The sequence below is a fragment of the Saccharothrix espanaensis DSM 44229 genome, assembly GCF_000328705.1.
Taxonomy (GTDB): domain Bacteria; phylum Actinomycetota; class Actinomycetes; order Mycobacteriales; family Pseudonocardiaceae; genus Actinosynnema; species Actinosynnema espanaense.
In genome coordinates, this window is the sequence record NC_019673.1 from 8,288,491 (window position 1) to 8,307,766 (window position 19,276).

The 19,276-nt window shown below is 72.7% G+C and carries 17 protein-coding genes and 1 pseudogene; 11 read left to right on the forward strand and 7 right to left on the reverse strand.

Features of this window, described 5'->3' with window-relative positions:
- Nucleotides 1–151: 151 nt before the first annotated feature.
- From BN6_RS36225 to BN6_RS36240, 4 genes are all read left to right on the forward strand, one after another.
- The gene (locus BN6_RS36225) at nt 152–736 is read left to right on the forward strand and encodes an SACE_7040 family transcriptional regulator (protein WP_015104835.1); all 585 of its coding nucleotides are present in this window, start codon (nt 152–154) and stop codon (nt 734–736) included.
- Nucleotides 737–859: 123 nt separating this feature from the next.
- Entirely contained in the window at nt 860–1,804 is a 945-nt protein-coding gene (locus tag BN6_RS49360) for a pentapeptide repeat-containing protein (RefSeq protein WP_158509479.1), read from the forward strand.
- Nucleotides 1,805–1,929: 125 nt separating this feature from the next.
- On the forward strand, nt 1,930–2,151 hold the full coding sequence (locus BN6_RS36235) for a hypothetical protein (protein ID WP_015104837.1): 222 nt from the start codon (nt 1,930–1,932) through the stop codon (nt 2,149–2,151).
- 73 nt (nt 2,152–2,224) lie between these two features.
- Nucleotides 2,225–4,411: an acyltransferase family protein gene (locus BN6_RS36240; protein WP_015104838.1), complete on the forward strand. Its 2,187-nt coding sequence runs from the start codon at nt 2,225–2,227 to the stop codon at nt 4,409–4,411.
- Here the strand turns inward: BN6_RS36240 and BN6_RS50335 are convergent.
- The 4 genes and pseudogenes from BN6_RS50335 to BN6_RS36265 all read right to left on the reverse strand — a co-directional run.
- A pseudogene (locus BN6_RS50335) lies at nt 4,382–5,239 on the reverse strand (acyltransferase family protein); the annotation flags it as partial. The gene BN6_RS36240 and the pseudogene BN6_RS50335 overlap by 30 nt on opposite strands.
- Nucleotides 5,236–5,913 (reverse strand): alpha/beta hydrolase, encoded by a 678-nt coding sequence (locus BN6_RS36255; protein ID WP_015104839.1) that lies wholly within the window; start codon nt 5,911–5,913, stop codon nt 5,236–5,238. The gene BN6_RS36255 and the pseudogene BN6_RS50335, both read right to left, overlap by 4 nt.
- A gap of 64 nt (nt 5,914–5,977) precedes the next feature.
- Nucleotides 5,978–6,625 carry a response regulator transcription factor gene (locus tag BN6_RS36260; RefSeq protein ID WP_015104840.1) on the reverse strand — a complete coding sequence of 216 codons (648 nt, stop codon included), beginning with the start codon at nt 6,623–6,625 and terminating at the stop codon, nt 5,978–5,980.
- Nucleotides 6,622–7,746, reverse strand: coding sequence for a sensor histidine kinase (locus BN6_RS36265; RefSeq protein ID WP_015104841.1), 1,125 nt, complete (start codon nt 7,744–7,746; stop codon nt 6,622–6,624). The genes BN6_RS36260 and BN6_RS36265 overlap by 4 nt, the downstream gene beginning before the upstream one ends.
- 165 nt (nt 7,747–7,911) lie before the next feature.
- Between BN6_RS36265 and BN6_RS36270 the strand changes: the two genes are divergently transcribed.
- Entirely contained in the window at nt 7,912–8,412 is a 501-nt protein-coding gene (locus tag BN6_RS36270) for a hypothetical protein (RefSeq protein WP_041315345.1), read from the forward strand.
- A 79-nt stretch (nt 8,413–8,491) separates the two neighbouring features.
- Entirely contained in the window at nt 8,492–10,060 is a 1,569-nt protein-coding gene (locus BN6_RS36275; protein ID WP_015104843.1) for a cellulose binding domain-containing protein, read from the forward strand.
- Nucleotides 10,061–10,145: 85 nt separating this feature from the next.
- Here the strand turns inward: BN6_RS36275 and metX are convergent, their stop codons facing one another.
- Nucleotides 10,146–11,219 (reverse strand): homoserine O-acetyltransferase MetX, encoded by a 1,074-nt coding sequence (metX, locus tag BN6_RS36280; protein WP_041315348.1) that lies wholly within the window; start codon nt 11,217–11,219, stop codon nt 10,146–10,148.
- Nucleotides 11,220–11,274: 55 nt separating this feature from the next.
- Complete coding sequence (locus BN6_RS36285) at nt 11,275–12,564, reverse strand: bifunctional o-acetylhomoserine/o-acetylserine sulfhydrylase (protein ID WP_015104845.1); 1,290 nt, start codon at nt 12,562–12,564, stop codon at nt 11,275–11,277.
- 217 nt (nt 12,565–12,781) lie between these two features.
- On the opposite strand from BN6_RS36285, the gene BN6_RS36290 reads away from it, so the two are divergent.
- Nucleotides 12,782–13,801, forward strand: a complete 1,020-nt coding sequence (locus BN6_RS36290) for a Gfo/Idh/MocA family oxidoreductase (RefSeq protein WP_015104846.1) — start codon at nt 12,782–12,784, stop codon at nt 13,799–13,801.
- Between the two features lie 26 nt (nt 13,802–13,827).
- Nucleotides 13,828–15,438, forward strand: coding sequence for an aklavinone 12-hydroxylase RdmE (rdmE, locus tag BN6_RS36295; RefSeq protein WP_015104847.1), 1,611 nt, complete (start codon nt 13,828–13,830; stop codon nt 15,436–15,438).
- Between the two features lie 12 nt (nt 15,439–15,450).
- Here the strand turns inward: rdmE and BN6_RS36300 are convergent, their stop codons facing one another.
- Nucleotides 15,451–16,740: an MFS transporter gene (locus tag BN6_RS36300; RefSeq protein ID WP_015104848.1), complete on the reverse strand. Its 1,290-nt coding sequence runs from the start codon at nt 16,738–16,740 to the stop codon at nt 15,451–15,453.
- A gap of 101 nt (nt 16,741–16,841) precedes the next feature.
- Between BN6_RS36300 and BN6_RS36305 the strand changes: the two genes are divergently transcribed.
- From BN6_RS36305 to BN6_RS36315, 3 genes are all read left to right on the forward strand, one after another.
- Nucleotides 16,842–17,693, forward strand: coding sequence for an SGNH/GDSL hydrolase family protein (locus BN6_RS36305; protein ID WP_015104849.1), 852 nt, complete (start codon nt 16,842–16,844; stop codon nt 17,691–17,693).
- Nucleotides 17,694–17,772: 79 nt separating this feature from the next.
- Complete coding sequence (locus BN6_RS36310; protein WP_015104850.1) at nt 17,773–18,126, forward strand: SSI family serine proteinase inhibitor; 354 nt, start codon at nt 17,773–17,775, stop codon at nt 18,124–18,126.
- A gap of 19 nt (nt 18,127–18,145) precedes the next feature.
- A complete protein-coding gene (locus BN6_RS36315; RefSeq protein ID WP_231904839.1) occupies nt 18,146–18,991 on the forward strand; it encodes an alpha/beta fold hydrolase in 846 nt (281 codons plus the stop codon).
- Nucleotides 18,992–19,276 lie beyond the last annotated feature (285 nt).

Sequence of the window (19,276 nt, forward strand, 5' to 3'; positions counted from 1 at the left end):
TGGCACAACAAGTGTTACCAGTTGGTAGGGCTATATAAAAAGACTGCGTCAACAGTTAACCGCGCACGTCGGCGGCCGGTTGGTGATCTTCCACCAACCGATCGGTTAACGCTCGTTTACGACGGGAGGTCGGCCCGTTTAGGATGACCTGGTGTCAACCGATGGAGTGAAGCAATCCCGCCGGGACCAGATCCTGGGCGCGGCGGCCGAGCTGTTCGCCCGGCACGGCTTCCACGGGGTGGGCATCGACGACATCGGCGCGGCCGTCGGGATCTCCGGCCCCGCGCTCTACCGGCACTTCCGCAGCAAGGACGCCATGCTCGGGGAGATGCTGACCTCCATCTCCGAGCGGCTGCTGGAGGGCGGGCTGGCCCGGGTCTCGACCTCGCCGGACCCGACCGCCGCGCTGCACGCCCTGGTCCGCTGGCACGTCGACTTCGCGCTCGACGACCCGGCGCTGATCACCGTGCAGATGCGCAACCTGGCGAACCTCACCGACCCGGACCGCCGCCGGGTGCGGGCGCTGCAACGCCGGTACGTCGAGGTGTGGGTGACCACCCTGAAGGAGACCGTCGCGGTGGACGAGCCGACCGCGCGGGCCGCCGCGCACGCCGTGTTCGGCCTGATCAACTCCACGCCGCACAGCTCCCACCTCGACCGCGACCAGATGGCGGCGCTGCTGACCCGGATGGCGCTGGCCTCGCTGACCACCGCCGGCGTGCTCGCCACCGCCTGACCCCGCCCCGCCGAGCCGCCCCGCCGAGCCGCCCCGCCGAGCCGAGCCGCGCCGCCCAAACCGGACCACCCGCTCACGCCGCCCCGCTCAAGGCGGGCCGGCTCGTGGCCGATGGCGTTGGTCGTGATCATCAGGAGAGCCGTCGCCGGCCGCCGCACCCGCCGGTGCCCGAACTGCCGCCGCACCCGCCTGCGGGCCCGGACCTGGGCCCAGCTCGGCGGGCTGGTCACGTCGCTGGTCACGGTCGTCGCGCTGGTGTTCACCAGCCTCTCGCTGCACGAGACCCGCCGCCAGGTCGACGCGACCATGACCGCGCAGCTCGCCGAGCGGTTCACCAAGGCCGTCGACCAGACCGGCCACGACAAGCCGCACGTCCGGCTGGGCGGCATCTACGCGCTCGGCACGATCGCCCGGGACTCGGCCGACCACCGGCCCACCGTGGGCCGCGTGCTGTCCGCCTACGTCCGGCGGCACCGGGAGCTCGGCCCCGACGGGTGCGCGGCCGACGTAGGGCGCGGCCCCGTCGACGTGGCCGCCGCGCTGGACACCGCGCTGGAGGTCGGCGCGAGCCACGCGGTCAACTTCGCCCGCAGCTGCCTGGACGGCGTGGAGCTGCCCGGCGCCGCGTTGCGCTGCGCGAACCTGACCGGGGCCTCGCTGCGGGTCGCCGACCTGCGCGGCGCGGACCTCGGCGAGGCCCGGTTGGCCGGGGCCCGGCTCGACGTGGACGCCGCCGACGACCCGCACCCGTTCGGCGCGAACCTGTCCCGGGCGAACCTGTCGCACGCCCGGCTGGGCGGCGCGGACCTGCGCCACGCCGACCTGACCGGGGCCGACCTGACCGGCGCGGACCTCGCCGACGCCCGGCTCACCGGCGCGGACCTGACCGGCGCGCGGCTGGCCGGTGCGCAGCTCGTCGGCGCGGACCTCACCGGTGCGACGCTCACCGGGGCCGACCTGACCGGCGCGAACGTCCGCAAGGCCGGGCTCGACGACCGGGCGGCCGCGCTGCGCCGGGGCGCGGTGGACCAGGAGCACCGGTCCCGCCCGGACACCTGCCCGCGCTGACCACCCCTTCGGGCGAGAACCGGCCACCCGATGGGTCGACCACCGCGCGCGGGGCGGTCCCGCACGCCGGACAGTTCCGGGAGCCGGGCAGTTCCGGCGGGGCCCCGACCAGGAGGAGGACGGCGATGGCAGACGGCGAACCGCGCAAGTTCGTCAGCGGTGACGAGATCCCGGGCGACCGGGGCAAGCGGTACTACCGGTGGACGGACCCGGACACCGGCGAGGTCGGCGGGCACGAGTGCCTGCACCCGGGCGGCCGGTTCGGCGAGCGGCGCGGCAAGCAGGTCCGCTGGACCGACGTCGGGAGCTGCCCGCACGCACCCCAGCGCACCCCCGGCGCGGAGTAGGCGCAGGCCCCCGCGTGAGGGTGGGGTTGATCGGTTGGCGTGCCACGTTGCCGATCCGTAACCTCGAATTCCGATGAGCGACGCCACGGTGGACAGCGTCAAGAGCGGGTGGCCGGGTGTCCGGCTGTTGACCCGGCTGCCGGCCTGGTTCCGGGTGCTGGTGGTGGCGGTCGCGGTGTTCGTCTGCGGGGTGGTCGCCTCCCGCCCGGCCGGGGCCGGCGACGACGGACCGCTCACCGGTGACGTCCTGGTCGCCGCCCGCGCGGTGGAGGCGATGACCCGGCCGATATCAGGCGTTTCGCCCCTCACGTCCTTTCCGGCTGATTTCCGCACGGTGACCGACCGGGTACCGGCCGTGGTCGTCGCACCGGACGGCACGACCCGCGCCGTCGACCCGACCGGCGGGTGTTCGGGGCCGGCCGGCGACACCGAATGGGATTTCGGCGTCGGCTGCCGGGCGCACGACCTCGGCTACGACCTGCTGCGCTACGCGGAGGAGAAAGGCCGCCCGCTGCCGCCGGAAGCGCGCAAGGCGCTCGACGCCCGGCTCGGCGCGGACATGCACGCCCAGTGCGACCTCAACCCGCGCGACAGCGGCGCGCGGTGCCACGCCGTGGCGCGGCTCTACGCCGCCGGGCTGGAGTTCAACTCGTGGCGGCAGCGCTGGGGCCCGCCGGGCAACGAACCCATCCTGGCCTGGGGTTTCGGCAGTGCGGTGGTGGTCCTGCTGATCATCGCGCGGCTGCCCCGGCGACGGGCCGCGTCGGCCGGCCCGGTGCGGTCCGAGAGCACCGGCGAGGACCGCTTCGCGGCGTTCCTGCGGCTGGCCAGCCTCGGCCTGGTGGTGGTCGGGCAGTCATTGCTGACGGTCCTGCACTGGGCCGGGGTGAGCCCGAACTGGCTCTGGCTGCTCACCTGGGGATTGCAGACCATTCCCCTTTTCTACTTCGCCGGCGGCCACGCGAACCTGCTCGGCTGGCGGGCCGTGCAAATGTCCGGTGGTGGTTACGGGAGATATCTCGCCAGTCGGATCAGCTGGTTGTTGCGACCGGTACTGGCATTCATCCTGGCGTGGGTGGTGCTGCCGTTGCCGCTGGAATTCCTGGACGTCCCGAAATCGCGCGTCGAGGTGTTCGGCCGGCTGATCGCGCACCCGCTGTGGTTCCTCGGGCTGTACCTGGTCGCGGTCGCCGCCACCCCGGTCATGGCCTGGCTGCACCGGCACGCCCGGCTGGTCACGCCGGTCGCGCTGATCGGCCTGATGATCGTCGTGGACGCGCTGCGGATCGGCCTGTCCTGGCGCACCGGCGGCCACCTCAACCTGGTGCTCGGCGCGCTGTTCCTGCAGCAGCTCGGCTTCTACTACACCGACGGCAGCCTGCCCCGGGTGTCCCGGCGGGTGCTCGCCCTGCTGGCCATGCTCACCGTGCCCGCGCTGCTCGCGCTGATCGCGTTCGGCGGCTATCCCGGCACCATGATGACCGTGCCGGGCCAGCCGGGCTCCAACCTCAGCCCGCCCACGGTCTGCCTGCTGGTGCTCGGCCTCGGCCAGATCTGCGCGGTGCTGCTGGTCCGCGACCGGGTGTCGGCGTGGCTCGCGGGCAGCCGGCCGTGGCGGGTCGTGGACTACGTGCGCCGCGCCCCGATGACGGTCTACCTCGGCTACCTGACGGCGCTGGCCGCCGTGATCGGCGTGCTCGGCCTGCTCGACGCGCCCGCCGCGTTCGACTGGATCGCCACCCGGCCGCGCTGGCTGGCCGTGCTGGTCCTCCTGCTGCTGCCGGTCCTGCTGGTGTTCCACCGGTTCGAGCGGGCCGGGGCGCTGGTGGCCTGCCAGACCCGGGAGACCCACCGCGCCCGGCTGGCCGCGACGCTCGGCGTCGGCTACGGCGTGCTGGGCGTGCTCGGCTTCGTCGTCACCGGCTTCGCCGGCACCTCGGCCACCCTGGTGGTGCTCCAGGTCGACCCGATGCAGAACCTGATCCACCTGCTGCTGGGCTGGTACCTGCTGCACACCGCCCGGTCGGGCACCTGCCACGGCCGACGGCCCTGGCTGCTCACCGCCCTGGCCTGCGTCCCGCCGCTGCTGGCGCCGGAGCCGACCGGTCCGATGGTCGCGCTGCACGTCGTGACGATCGCGGTCGCCCTGCTGGCGGCGATACCCAAGCAGGACCAGGGTGACGGCGGCGAACACGGGCAGCCAGGTGAGCCGCTCCAGCACCCAGAGCCCGTCGCCGGGCACCGTGTGCAGGCCCCGTAGCGGCCCGAACGCCGCGCCCACCAGCGTGACGACCAGCAGCGCGCTCTGGTGCACCAGGAAGATCGGCAGCGCGCGGGCGTTCAGGCGGGGCGCCCGGAACGTCGGCCGGACCAGCACCACCAGCCCGATCTGCGCGAGCGCCAGCGCCAGCGCGACCGGCGACGGCGGGAACAGGTTCGACTCGGCGGCACCGGGCACCCCGACGGCGCTGGCCGGGTAACCGTTGTGCAGCAACAACCCGAACGCCACCGCGCCCGCAACGAACAGCGCCGCACCCCACGAGCGCCGCTGCCCGTGCCGGGCGACCAGGATCCCGACCTGCCACGGCGCCCACCACACGGCCAGGACGTTGACCCAGCCGACGTCCAGCGCCACCAGCGCGATCGGGACGACCACTCCCCACCCGCCCATCCGGCGCAGCAACGGCGTGACGGCCAGCAGGACGACGTGCACCACCAGGAACCACAGCGGCGTCACCACCAGGAACGCCACCGTCAGCACGGTCTGCTGCGGCAGCCCACGCGCCGACATGCCGAACAGCACCACCGCCCACGCCCCGAGCAGCGCGCAGACCGGCCACCCCAGCCGGCGGACCTTCGCCGGCCACGGGGTCGTCGACCGGGCCGCCCCGAAGCCCCCGACGTAGAAGAACAGCCCCAGCGTCTGCAGCGGCCAGCCGAGCCACGAGAGTTCGGGCAGCCACCGCAGCGGGCTGTCCACCACCAGCCCGGCGTCGGTCAGCACCACCGCCGTGACCAGCCAGTGCCCGAGCACGACACCGCAGATCGCCAACGCCCGCACGGCGTCCACCGCCGGGTCGCGGGTCACGGCCGCTCCCCCGCCGAGATCCGGGCCAGGACCCGCAACGACTCGGTGCCGGGGTCGAAGTACTGGTCGTGGCGGCGGGCCGAGCCGGGGTCGAACACCCGCGCCCCGAACGCGGCGGAGGTGGGGTCGACGCCGTGCCCCAGGTCGCCGATCCGGACCTCGGGCACCCACCGGGTCCAGTCGTCGGCACCGCGCGCGGCCCACACCCGGGCCCGCAGGTCGCCGGCGGAGGCCACCCGCACGCCGGGACTGCCGAGGAACACCACGTCCGCCACCTCGACGCCGGACAGCGCGCACACCACCGAGCCGTAGCTGTGGCACAGCAGGTGCACCTGTCCCGGCAGCCCGCGCACGTACCGGGCCAGCGACCCGGCCCCGGCCCGCGCCAATCGCCCGCCGGCCGCGTCCACGCCGACCCCGGACGGGGTCTCGTAGCCCAGCCACGCCACCACCGCGACGTCGGACCGGCCGACCGCGCCGTGCAGCGAGCGGGCCATCCGCCCCACCGTGCGGTCGAACCGGGCACCGTCCACATCGGACCCCGGGACGACCACCGCGACGTGCCGAGCGGTGGCCAGGTCACCGAAGACCCGCACCCGGTCCACCTCGGCCGCCGCCCCGTCGGGCGTCACGAGCACCAGCAAGGCGGCCAGCGCCGCGATCGTCTTCCGCATGGCCGCCAAAGCTAGGAAGCCGACCCCGCCCGGCTCGTCACACCGGGGTCGCCTCTTGCCGGTGCTACCCCGGTACCACGAGCCCGGACTCGTAGGCCGCGATGACCGCCTGCGCCCGGTCGCGCAGCCCGAGCTTCATCAGCACCCGGCTCACGTGGGTCTTCACCGTCTGCTCGGCCAGCACCAGCAGGGCGGCGATCTCCGAGTTCGACAGGCCGGTGGCGATCAGCCGCAGCACCTCGGTCTCCCGCAAGGTCAGCGCCGAGAGCCGGGCGGGTCTCACCACCGCCACCGGCTGCGCCTTCACGAAGTCCTCGATCAGCCGCCTGGTCACCGACGGCGCGAGCAGGGCGTCACCGCGCGCCACCACCCGCACCGCCTCCAGCAGCTCGCGCGCGGGCGCGTGCTTGAGCAGGAACCCGGACGCGCCGGCCCGCAACGCCTCGTACACGTAGTCGTCGAGGTCGAACGTCGTCAGCACCAGCACCTTCACCGGGTCGTCGGCCAGCAGCCGGGTGGCGGCCAGCCCGTCCAGCTCCGGCATCCGGACGTCCATCAGCACCACGTCCGGCCGCAGCCGGCGCACCTCGGCCACCGCCGCGACGCCGTCGCCGGCCGCGCCCACCACCGCGATGTCCGCCTGGGCGTCCAGCAGGGCCGAGAACCCCTCCCGGACCATCTCCTGGTCGTCCACCACCAGAACCTTGATCAACGCTCCCCCAACGGAATCCGCGCGCGCACCGCGAAGCCGCCGTCCTCTGTGGACGAAGCGGTCACCGTGCCGCCGTGCACCGCCACACGTTCCCTCATGCCCACCAGGCCGTGCCCACCGCCCCCGCCCGTGGACGGCCCGCCGGCGGTGTTGCGCACGAACACCTCGACCGCCCCGTCGACCGCCGAGACCACCACCGACACGGCGGACCCGGGCGCGTGCCGGGTGGCGTTGGTCAACGCCTCCTGCACGACCCGGTAGGCGGTCAGCCCGACCGCGGAGGGCACCTCGACGTCGGCCACCGACGCCTGCGGGGCCAGCACCCGGATGTCGGCCAACCCGGGCTGCGGGGCGTGGTCCGGCCGCTGGTCGTCGGCGCGCAACACGCCCAGCAGCCCCTGCATGTCGGTGATCGCCGCGCGGGCCGCCGCGCCCAGCTCGGCGAACTCCCGCAGGCCCGCCTCGGGCAGCCCGGAGATCCGGTAGGGCGCGGTCTCGCACCGCACCACCACCATCGACATGTGGTGCGCCACCACGTCGTGCATCTCGCGCGCGATGCGGGCCCGTTCGACCAGCACCGCCTTCTCGTCGCGCTCCTCGTGGAACCGCCGTTCGGCGCGCCCGCGCGACCCGAACGCGTACCCGAGCACCAGCATCAGCAGCACCAGGCCCGTCGTGGGCAGGGCGTAGTCGAGGTCGCGCGTGGTGGCCAACAGGTACACGGTCGCCGTGGTGATCAAGGCCACCCAGCCGATGACCCGGCCGGAGCAGCACAGCCCCACGACCAGCATGACGGGCAGGTACCAGAACCACTCCCAGCTGCCGAGCACCCCGGGCTCGGCGTCGAACACCAGCCGCGTCAGCAACAGCCCGGCCGTCGCCAACCGCCACGCGGCGAGCACCGAGAACAGGGTGAGCGCGAAGCTGCCGAGCACGATGGCGAACAGCAGCGGCCACCACCCGTCCGGGTCCTGGTGCTGGACGTACTCGGCGGACGCCCCGACGGCGATCAGCAGCCCGTAGCCCAGCACCGCGGCCTGCCCGAAGCGCCGGAACCGCCACTGCCCGAAGATCCGCGCGCGGTCGGGGAGCAGCACGACCTGGAGCAGGGAACGGAGCACACCCCGATGCTAAATGCCCACGTCGCGCGGCACATGACACCACGGGGTGTCATACCGGGGTAGCACCCCCCGGAGCACACGGCAAGGCGTTGCGGCACCCGAACGCCAACGGGTAGGCAATACGACAGAGCTGTGCGCCCCTACTCCGTGATGGAAGATGGCCGAATGCACCCGCAGCAGGATCCGGATCGCTGGGCACGGCTCACCGCCGTCGCCGGTGAGGCCTTGGCCGCCGCCAAGGTCGGGGAGGACGCTGTCGCGGTCGACCTGGTCACCGGCTACCTCAGCGGGTCGCCCGAGGGCAACGAGGAGATCCGGGAGCTGGTGCTGCTGCTGTTCTCCGAGTGCAGCGACATGGTGTCCGCGCTCGGCTCCGGCGGCGCGACCCCGGTCAAGATGCAGGTCTTCGACGAGGACGGCCAGGAGGTCCCGATCGACGACGCCGACCCGCCGGTGCGCACCGCGATCCGGACGCTGCTCGCCGAGGTGCACGGCGACCAGGAGGCGGCGGCCGAGCAGATCGAGATCGCCCTGGCCAACGGGCAGCCGCAGGAGCTGGCGACGGTCGTGCTGCAAGCGTTGCGGTGGACGGTGAAGCTCGCGCTGGAGTGCGAGGTCCGGGATCTGTCCGTAGCACCCTGGATCGAGACGGCACTGGACGAGTAAAGACCATTGACAATAGCTATGGTCTAGACCAGTCTCCCCGGTGGGCGCGATTACCCTGCCAATCCGCCGAGGAGTTCCTATGAAACGACGATTGGGCGCACTGCTGGCGGCGAGCGCCCTGACCATCGGCTCGCTCGCGTTGTCCGTCCCGGCCGCCTCGGCCGCGGCCGGCCTGACCGCCACGTTCGCCAAGCCCCAGGACTGGGGCAGCGGCTTCGAGGGCAAGTTCACCATCGCCAACGGCGGCCCCGGTGCCGTCACCACGTGGAAGGTCGAGTTCGACCTGCCCGCGGGCACGGCCATGGGCTCGTACTGGGACGCGCTGATCACCAAGACCGGCAACCACTACGTGGCCACCAACCGGGAGTACAACGGCGGCATCGCCGCGGGTGCGAACCGCACCTTCGGCTTCGTCGGCACCGGCAGCGGTGTCCCGGCGAACTGCACGGTCAACGGCGGCCCGTGCACCGGCGGCGGGGGACCGAACGACACCACCCCGCCCACCGCGCCGACCAACCTCAGCGTCTCCGGCACCACGAAGAGCACGGTGTCCCTGTCGTGGACCGCGTCCACGGACAACGTCGGCGTGACCGCGTACGACGTCTACCAGGGCACCTCGGTGGCCACGACGGTCTCCGGCACGAGCGCAACCGTGTCCGGCCTGACCCCGGCCACGGCGTACCAGTTCACCGTCAAGGCCCGGGACGCCGCGGGCAACACCTCGCCCGCGTCCAACCAGGCCACCGGCACCACCCAGCCGGGCAACCCGGACCCGGTCGGCGGCCGCGGCGCGCCGTACCTGTTCCTCGGGTGGGGCAACCCGCCCGCACCCGCGACGGTCATGAACGCCACCGGTGTCAAGTGGTTCACCATGGCGTTCGTCCTGGCCCAGAACGGCTGCAACCCGAGCTGGGACGGTCAGCGCCCGCTGACCGGCGGCATCGACCAGACCGCGATCAACCAGATCCGCGCGGCCGGCGGCGACATCGTGCCGAGCTTCGGCGGCTGGAGCGGCAACAAGCTGGGCCCGAACTGCTCCACCCCGCAAGCGCTTGCGGGTGCGTACCAGAAGGTGATCGACGCCTACAAGCTCAAGGCGATCGACATCGACATCGAGAACACCGACGAGTTCGAGAACGCGACCGTGCAGGACCGGATCCTGGAAGCCCTCAAGATCGTCAAGCAGACGAACCCGGGCATCCAGACGATCGTCACCATCCCGACGACCAAGACCGGCCCGAACTCGCACGGCAACCGCCTCATCGAGCGCAGCAAGGCCATCGGCTCGGACATCGACGTGTACACCCTGATGCCGTTCGACTTCGGCAGCACGGACATCAAGACGGACACGATCAACTCCACGACGGCCCTGAAGGACAAGCTCAAGGCGGTGTTCGGCTGGACGGACGCGGTCGCGTTCAACCACTCGGGCATCTCCGGCATGAACGGCCTGTCCGACCAGCGCGAGACCACCACCACGGCGACGTGGACCCAGCTGCGGGACTGGTCGAAGGCCAACGGCCTGGGCCGGTTCTCGTTCTGGGCGGTCAACCGCGACCGGGGCGGCTGCGACGGCCAGGTGTCGAGCAACTGCTCCGGCGTTCCCCAGCCGGACTGGGAGTTCACCCGCATCACCGCCGGTTTCTAGAGGCGCACCACCCTCCCGCGCTGAAGGAGCACCAGCAGAACGACGGGCCCGCGGGCATCACGCCCGCGGGCCCGTCCCTTCGCCCTCAACGCTCCGCGGCGCCGACCCCGCTGTCCACCGCCGCCGGGACCTCCAGCAGCTCGCCCACCAGCTCGGCGACCTGCGGGACCTCCAGCAGGAACCCGTCGTGCCCGGCCGCCGAGCGCACCACCCGCAGCGGCACGCCCAGCCCGTCGGCGATCTCCGCCTGCTGGGCCAACGGGTACAGCCGGTCGGAGTCGATCCCGGCCACCACGGCGCGCGCGGTCACCCGGCCCAGGGCCGCCCGGACCCCGCCGCGGCCGGCACCGACGTCGTGGCCGTTCATCGCCTCGGTCAGCCGGACGTAGGACCACGGGTCGAACCGCCGGATCAGCTTCTCGGCGTGGTGGTCGAGGTAGGACTCGACCGCGTACCGGCCGTCCTCCTGCACGTCCCGCCCGAACCGGTCCTCCAGCTCCACCGCCGTGCGGTAGCTCAGGTGGGCGATCCGCCGGGCGATCCCCATCCCCGGGACCGGGTCGGCCCGGATCGCGTGCAGCTGCGGCGCGGCCAACGCGATGTGCTCGGCCGTGGACGCGGCGGGCGCGGCCAGCACCAGCAGCGACCGGACGCGCGCGGGCTCGGACACGGCCCACTCCAGCGCCCGCATCCCGCCCATGGACCCGCCGACCACGGCGGCCCACGAGGACACCCCGAGCGCGTCGGCCAGCACGACCTCGGCGGCGACCTGGTCGCGCACCGAGATCCGCGGGAACCGGGCACCCCACGGCACCCCGTCGGCTGCGGGCGTCAGCGGCCCCGTGGTGCCCTGGCAGCCGCCCAGCACGTTCGGGGCCACGACGAACCACCGCGCGGGGTCCAGCGCCCGCCCGGGGCCGATCAGCCCGTCCCACCAGCCGTCGGTGGGGTGGCCGGGCTCGGCGACGCCGGCCGCGTGGCTGTCCCCGGTCAACGCGTGCAGGACCAGCACCGCGTTGGACCGGGACGCGTCCAGCGTCCCCCACGTCTCGTAGGCGACGCGCAGCGGCAGCCCCAGGCCCGGCAGCTCACCGGTCACCCACCGCCGGTGCCCGTTCGGGTCCCCCTCCCGCCACCCGCCGGCGGCGGGAGGGGTCACCCCGACAGTGGACCCGAACGTCACAGCGAGCCCGTCCCGAACACCGGAGCAGGACTCACTGCACGGCCTTGGCGGCGCGGAACCCGGCCTCCAAGTCTTCCTTGAGGTCCTCCACGCCCTCGATGCCCACCGAGAGCCGGACCAGGCCGGGCGTCACCCCGGCGACGAGCTGCTCCGCGGCGGTCAGCTGGCTGTGCGTGGTGGATGCCGGGTGCACGATCAGCGACCGCACGTCGCCGATGTTGACCAGCTGGGAGAACAGCTCGACGCCGTCGACGAACGCCCGGCCGGCCTCGACCCCGCCGCGCAGCTCGAACGACACGATCGCGCCCGCGCCCAGCGGCAGGTACTTCTGCGCCAGCGAGTGCCACCGCGACGACTCCAGGCCCGCGTAGTGGACCTTCTCCACCTCGTCGCGCGATTCCAGCCAGGTGGCCAGCGCCTTCGCGTTGGCCACGTGCTTGTCGATCCGCAGCGACAGCGTCTCGATCCCCTGCAGGATCAGGAAGCTGGTCAGCGGGGCGATCGCCGCGCCGGTGTCCCGCAGGCCCTGCACCCGCAGTTTCGCGGCGAACGCCCCGTGACCCAGCACGGGCCAGTACTGGAGCCCGTGGTAGCTGGGGTCGGGCTCGTTGAAGTCGGGGAACTTCTCCGCGTCCCCGAAGTCGAACTTGCCGCCGTCGACCACCACGCCCGCGATCGCGGTGCCGTGGCCGCCCAGGTACTTCGTGGCCGAGTGCACGACGATGTCCGCACCGTGCTCCAGCGGCCGGAGCAGGTAGGGCGTCGGCACGGTGTTGTCGACCACCAGCGGCACGCCCGCCGCGTGGGCGACCTCGGCCACCGCCTCGATGTCCAGCACGTTGCTGCGCGGGTTGGCCAGCGACTCGGCGAACAGCAGCTTGGTGTTGGGCCGCACGGCCGCGCGCCACGCCTCGACGTCGTCCGGGTCGTCCACGAAGGACACTTCGATGCCGAGCTTGGGCAGCGTGTAGTGGAACAGGTTGTAGGTGCCGCCGTAGAGCGAGGCGCTGGACACCAGGTGGTCGCCCGAGCGGGCGAGGTTGAGGATGGTCGCGGTCTCGGCCGCCTGGCCGGACGCGAACGCCACCGACGCCACGCCGCCCTCCAGCGCCGTGATCCGCTGCTCCAGCACGTCCTGGGTCGGGTTGTTGATCCGGGTGTAGATGTTGCCCGCTTCCGCGAGGCTGAACAGCGCCGCGCCGTGCGCGGAGTCGCGGAAGACGTACGAGGTGGTCTGGTAGATCGGGGTGGCCCGCGCGCCGGTGGCCGGGTCGGGTGACGCTCCGGAGTGGACCTGCTTGGTTTCGAACGACCAGGACATGCCGGTGCTCCTGTCAAAGGGCTGGAGGGGTTTTTCGGGCACGACGAAGGGAGACGACGCGCAAGGGGGTCGATCAGCCGAGACGACAGGCCATGCTGGTGACGCGCACGTAGTCGACGTGCCGCCGCGCCGCCAGGAGACTCATGCCGCTGAAGGTAGCGCTGCGTGACGACTCTGGACAGGGCGTCCACGTCGTGGGAAGCCTAGGGTTCGCCCCATGCGCACCGCACTGATCGGCTACGGGCTCGGCGGAGCCGCGTTCCACGCGCCCTTCATCGCCACCACGCCGGGTCTGACCTTGTCAGCGGTGGTGACGGGCAATCCCGAACGCCGGGCGGAGGTGCGCGCGAGGTACCCCGACACGGCGCTCCTGGACGCCCCGGACGACGTCTGGCGGCAGGCCGCGGACTTCGACCTGGTCGTCGTGACAACACCCAATCGGTACCACGCTTCGCACGCACGTTCGGCGCTGGAGCACGACCTGGACGCCGTGGTGGACAAGCCGTTCGCGGGTGGCGTGGCCGAGGCGAAGGCGCTCGCCACGCTGGCCGAGACGCGCGGCCGCAGGCTGGTCCCGTTCCACAACCGCCGCTGGGACGGCGATTTCCGGACCGTGCGCAGGCTGCTGGCCGAGGGCGTCCTGGGCGACGTGCACCGGTTCGAGTCGCGTTTCGAGCGCTGGCGGCCGGAGGTGAAGGACTCGTGGAAGGAGTCCGGCGACCCGGCCGACCTCGGCGGCATCGTCCACGACCTGGGCACGCACCTGATCGACCAGGCGGTGGCGCTGTTCGGCCGCCCCCGGACCGTCTACGCGGAGGTGCGCGCGCTGCGCGAGCACGCCCGCGCCCACGACGACGCGTTCCTGGCGCTGACCCATGACAACGGCGTCGTCTCGCACCTCTGGATGTCCGCGCTGGCGGAGGACCAAGGCCCGAGGTTCCGGGTGCTGGGCAACCGGGCCGCGTACGTCAAGCACGGCATGGACCCCCAGGAGGAACGGCTCAAGGCGGGCGTGACGCCGGGCGGGCCGTCCTGGGGGATCGAGCGGCCGGACGCCTGGGGCACCGTCTCCGGCACGCCGACGCCGACCGAGCCGGGCGCGTACCAGACCTTCTACGCCACGATCGCCGCCGGTCGGACGCCGGTCACCGCGCAGGACGCGATCACCGGGCTGGAGGTGGTCGAGGCCGCGTTCGCCTCCGCCGCCACGGGCACCACCGTCTCTCTTGCGAACTAAGTCTCTTTGTAACTAAGATTCCATCCATGCGAGGGGACACGAACGTACAGGTACTGGTCGCGGGGGCAGGACTGGCCGGCGCGACGGCCGCGCTCTTCCTGGCGCGGCAGGGGATCGACGTGCTGGCCATCGCCAAGCACACCGGCACGTCGCCGCACCCGAGGGCGACCGGCCAGACGAACCGGGTGATGGAGATCTACCGCCGCGCGGGCGTCGCCGACGAGGTGCTGCGCGGCAGCGAGGGCGTCTCGTCCGGGATCGTCATCAAGGTGGCGGAAAGCCTGCGGGGGCGGGTCTTCCACACGATCGTGCACGAGGACGACGAGCAGGACACCGGCCTGAGCCCGGAGCCGTTCGGCATGAGCAGCCAGGACCACGTGGAGCCGGTACTGGTGGCCAAGGCCCGCGAGCACGGCGCGGACATCCGGTTCGGCACCGAGCTGACCTCGTTCACCCAGGACGAGGACGGCGTCACGGCCCGGTTGCGCGACCGGGCGTCCGGCGAGGAGTACGCGGTCCGCGCGGACTACCTCATCGGCGCGGACGGGCCGCGCTCGTTCGTCCGCGAGAGCCTGGGCATCAAGAGGCGAGGTCCCGGCGAGCTGAGCCACCACGTCGGCGTGGTGTTCGACGCCGACCTGGCCGAGCACCTGGCCGCCGACAAGGGAACCCTGTTCTACCTGCGGAACCCGGCGTTCACCGGAGCGTTCATCGGCACGAACACCGCGCGGCGCAACGTGTTCACCGTCGAGTACGACCCGGCCAGGGGCGAGTCGCTGGCCGACTTCCCGGCCGAGCGCTGCGTCGAACTCCTCCGGGTCGCCACCGACCTCCCCGACCTGGAGCCCGACATCGTCGACATCACCGCGTGGGAGATGGCGGCGTGGCTGGCGGACTCGTTCCGCGCCGGCCGGGTGTTCCTGGCGGGCGACGCGGCGAAGGTGACCCCGCCGACCGGCGGCATGGGCGGCAACACCGCCGTGGGCGACGGGTTCGACCTCGCCTGGAAGCTGGCCGCCGTGCTCCAGGGCCGCGCCGGGCCCGGTCTGCTGGACAGCTACGAGGAGGAACGCCGGCCGTACGCCCAACGGATCATCGACGCGTCCTTCCACAACTACGTGCAACGGCTCGCGCCGCACCTGGCCGGTCCGGACGTGCCCGAGGCCCTCGACCACCTGCGGTTGATCTTCGGGTTGCGCTGCACGTCGAACGCCGTCGTCCTGGACGACCGGGCGGACCCGGAGAACTCGGAGAACTCGGCGGACCCGGCGGACCCTGAGAACTCGGCGGACTCGGTGGAGGACCCGCTCGACCCCACCGGCCGGCCGGGCTTCCGCGCCCCGCACGTGGTGGTGCGGCACGAGGGCACCCCCACGTCGACCATCTCGCTGTTCACCGACTGGACGCTGGTCACGCTCAACCCGGCGTGGTCCGCCGCCCCGGTGCACGTCCCGGAGCTGACCGACGACACCGGCGAACTGGCGCGCCGCTACGGCATCGGCGACACCGGCGCGAGCCTGGTCCGCCCGGACGGCGTGATCGCGTGGCGCAGCACCGCACTCCCGCCCGACCCGGCGGCGACCGTCGCGGCCGTGCTGGACGCCGTCCTGTCCCGCCACCCGGCCACGACCCACTAGCCCGGCAACCCGCTAGCGGACCGTCGCGCCCTCCGGCACCCGCCGGAGGGTTTCGCCGATCGCCACCACCGACAGGACGCTGATCACCGCGCCCACCACCAGGTACACCGACACCGGCCAGGACGACCGGGTGGGCGTGAGTTCCAGCAGCCACACCGCGATCAGCGGCGACAGGCCGCCGCCGAGCACCGCGCCCACCTGGTAGCTCAACGACACCCCGCTGTACCGGACCCGCGTCCCGAACAGCTCGGCGTAGTAGGCGGGCATCGGCCCGAACACCGCCGCCGACCCGGTGAAGCCGATCACCAGCGCCAGCACCACCAGCACCGGCGACCGCGTCTCCAGCAACCAGAACAGCGGGAAGGCGTACAGGCCGAGGAACACCGCACCGCCGAGCATCACCGGCAGCCGGCCGATCCGGTCGGAGAGCCTCGCGAACACCAGGATCGCCACCGCCTGCGAGGCCGCGCCGATCAGCCCGGCGTTGAGCAGCATCGACCTCGACAGCCCCAACTGCTTGGTGCCGTAGGAGACCACGAAGGTCGCGATCACGAAGATGAACATGTTGAACCCGAGGTTCACGCCCGCGCCGAGCAGCACCCTGCGCCACGAGTCGCGCAGGACCTCCACCACCGGCAGCTTCACGGTGCCGCGCTCCGACCGCGCGGCGCGGAACTCGGGGCTCTCCTCGACCGACAGCCGCACGTAGAGCCCGACGCCGACCAGGACCAGGCTGAACAGGAACGGCACCCGCCAGCCCCAGGTGAGGAACTGGTCGCCGGACACCGCCGTGGACGCCGCGAGGACACCGTTGGCCAGCAACAACCCCAGCGGGGAACCGAGGAAGGTCCAGCTGCCGTACCACGCGGTGCGCCCCGGCGGGGCGTGCTCGACCGCCATCAGGGTCGCACCGCCCTGCTCGCCGCCGAGGAAGAACCCCTGCACGATTCTGAGCAGCACCAACAGGATCGGCGCGGCCACGCCGATCGAGTCGTAGGTGGGCAGCAGCCCGATCAGCGCGGTGGCGACGCCGGTCGCGGTGAGCGTGAGCACCAGCATCGAGCGCCGGCCGACCCGGTCGCCGAAGTGGCCGATCACCACGCCGCCCAGCGGTCGGGCCAGGAACCCCGCGCCGAACGTGGCGAACGCCAGCAGCGTGCCGACCCACGGGTCGAACGACGGGAAGAACAGCTTGTCGAAGACCAGCGCGGACGCCGTGCCGTAGAGCAGGAAGTCGTACAGCTCGACCGCGTTGCCCGCCGAACTGGCGAGCGCAACCCTGCGCACCCCGGAGTTCCCCATCCGACCACCCTGGTGCCCGGACGGCCGAGCCGGACTTGACAGTGAGCCACGTCACAGTCACGATCCGCAGGCCCGTACCTACTCGCGAGTAAGAGGTCGACATGACACTTCGGCCATCCCTGCTGGTCGCCCTGATCGCGACGCTGCTGATCCCCGTGACGGCCCAGGCGACCCCGAAGTACCGGCACTACGTGGCCCTCGGCGACTCCTACGCCTCCGGACCGTTCATCCCCGACCAGCGCACCGACCCGTTGGGCTGCTTCCGCTCCACCCGCAACTACGCCTCCGTGGTCGCGGCGAAGCTCGGCCCCGGGAAGTTCACCGACGTGTCGTGCGGCGGCGCGACGACCGTGGACATGACCGCGCCGCAAGGCGTTCCGCTCGGCCCCAACCCCCCGCAGTTCGACGCGCTCACCGCCGACACCGACCTGGTCACGCTCACCATCGGCGGCAACGACATCGGCTTCGGCGAGATCATCCTGACGTGCGCCCGGGAGAGCGTGCTCGACCCGTGGGGCGCGCCGTGCGAACAGCACTACACCGCAGGCGGCACGGACGCCCTGGCCGCCCGGATCGCCGCCGCCGGACCGAAGATCTCCGCTGTGCTGCACGGCATCAAGGACCGCGCACCGCGCGCGAAGGTGGTCGTCGTCGGGTACCTGCGCATCCTGCCGCCGTCCGGCGGGTGCTGGCCCGTGGTGCCGATCTCGGTCGGCGACGTCCCGTACCTCGACGGCACGCAACGCACCCTCAACGCCATGATCGGCGCGCGCACGACGGCCGCCGGCGCGACGTTCGTCGACCCGTACCCGATCGGCCTCGGCCACGACGTGTGCGCGCTGCCGGGCGTCAAGTGGGTGGAGGGTCTGATCCCCACCGCGCCGGCCTTCCCGGTGCACCCCAACGCGGCCGGGATGCGCGCCATCGGCGACCTGGTGGCGCGGGCGCTCTGAACCCGGCCGGTGGTGAAGAGACCACACGATGTGGTGACTTGGCTGGAGGACGTGGTGCCGTGCGGTCCACTGTGAGGGCATGGCACCACTCCCCCTACTCGCGGCCTTCGCCGCGCTGGTCCCCGCCGTCGCCGTCCCGGAAGCCAACCTGGTGCTGTCCCGGACGCACGACGGCACGACCACGATCCACAACCTCACCTGCGAGCCGACCGGCGGCAGCCACCCGGGCGCCACCCTGGCGTGCGCGGCGCTCGACCCCGTCGCCGGCCAGTTCGCCGACCTGTCCGAGGACGGCGTCGTCTGCACCCTCCAGTACGACCCGGTGACGGTCGTCGCGACCGGCACGTGGCGCGGCGAGACCCGCGAGTTCACCGCCGAGTACGGCAACCCGTGCCACGCGAAGGCCGCCACCGGACCGGTGTTCGACTTCTGACCCGCCTAGGCTCGGGCGGGTGACCGGGTTCGACGTGACCGAGTTGGACGTGACCGAGTTCGACGTGCGGCCGGCCGACGGCCGCACGCTGCACGCCTACGACACCGGGGGCACCGGCCGGCCGGTGTTCTGGCTGCACGGCACGCCGAACGTCGGCGCGCCGCCCGAGCCGCTGTTCCCCGCCGCCCGGCGGCTCGGCCTGCGCTGGGTGTCCTACGACCGCCCCGGCTACGGCGGGTCGACACCCCACCCCGGCCGGCGGATCGGCTCCGCGCTACCGGACGTGACGGCCGTCGCGGACGCGCTGGGCATCGATCGGTTCGCCGTGTTCGGGCACTCCGGCGGCGGTCCGCACGCGCTGGCGTGCGGCACGTCCGACCGGGTCACGGCGGTGGTGAGCGCCGCCGGCCTCGCGCCGTCCGACGCCGAGGGCCTGGACTGGTTCGGCGGGATGGCCGAATCCGGTGTGGCGTCGCTGGAAGCGGCACGGCGCGGTCCCGCGGCGAAGGCGGCCCACGAGCGGTTCGCCGTGGTGAGCGATCCGGGGTTCGCGCCCGCCGACCTGGCCGCGCTGGACGCCGAGTGGGGCTGGTTCGGCAAGGTCGTCGGCCCGGCGACGGAAGACCCGGGCGGGCTGATCGCCGACGACCTGGCCTACGTGGCACCGTGGGGCGTCGACCTGGCCGCGATCACCGCGCCGGTCCTGCTGCTCCACGGTGGACAGGACCGGGTGGTGCCGCCGACCCACGGCGCGTGGCTGGCGCGAGCGCTGGACGCCGAGCTGCGCACCTACCCGGAGGACGGGCACATCTCCGTGCTGACCCACGCGGACGCGGCCCTGGCCTGGATCCGCGACCGGTCCTGACCGCACCCGTTCTCATCGCGACCGTTCCGATGGGGCTGTTCCGGCAGGGACCATCCCGGTTGGGACTGATTTGGGTGGGACTGATTCGGGTGGGACTGTTGTGGATGGGACCCGCCGGGGGTCCACGACACCGCCGCCGAAGTCGTGGGCCCCCGACGGGGGCTCAGGGAAGCGGTGCCAGGAGCGCGTCGAGCACGACCATTCTCCGGCCACCCCACTTCGTCGTGAGAGCATTCCTCGGATCTCTAGGACGACGGTAGAGCGACCGTCCACCACCGTCAACAC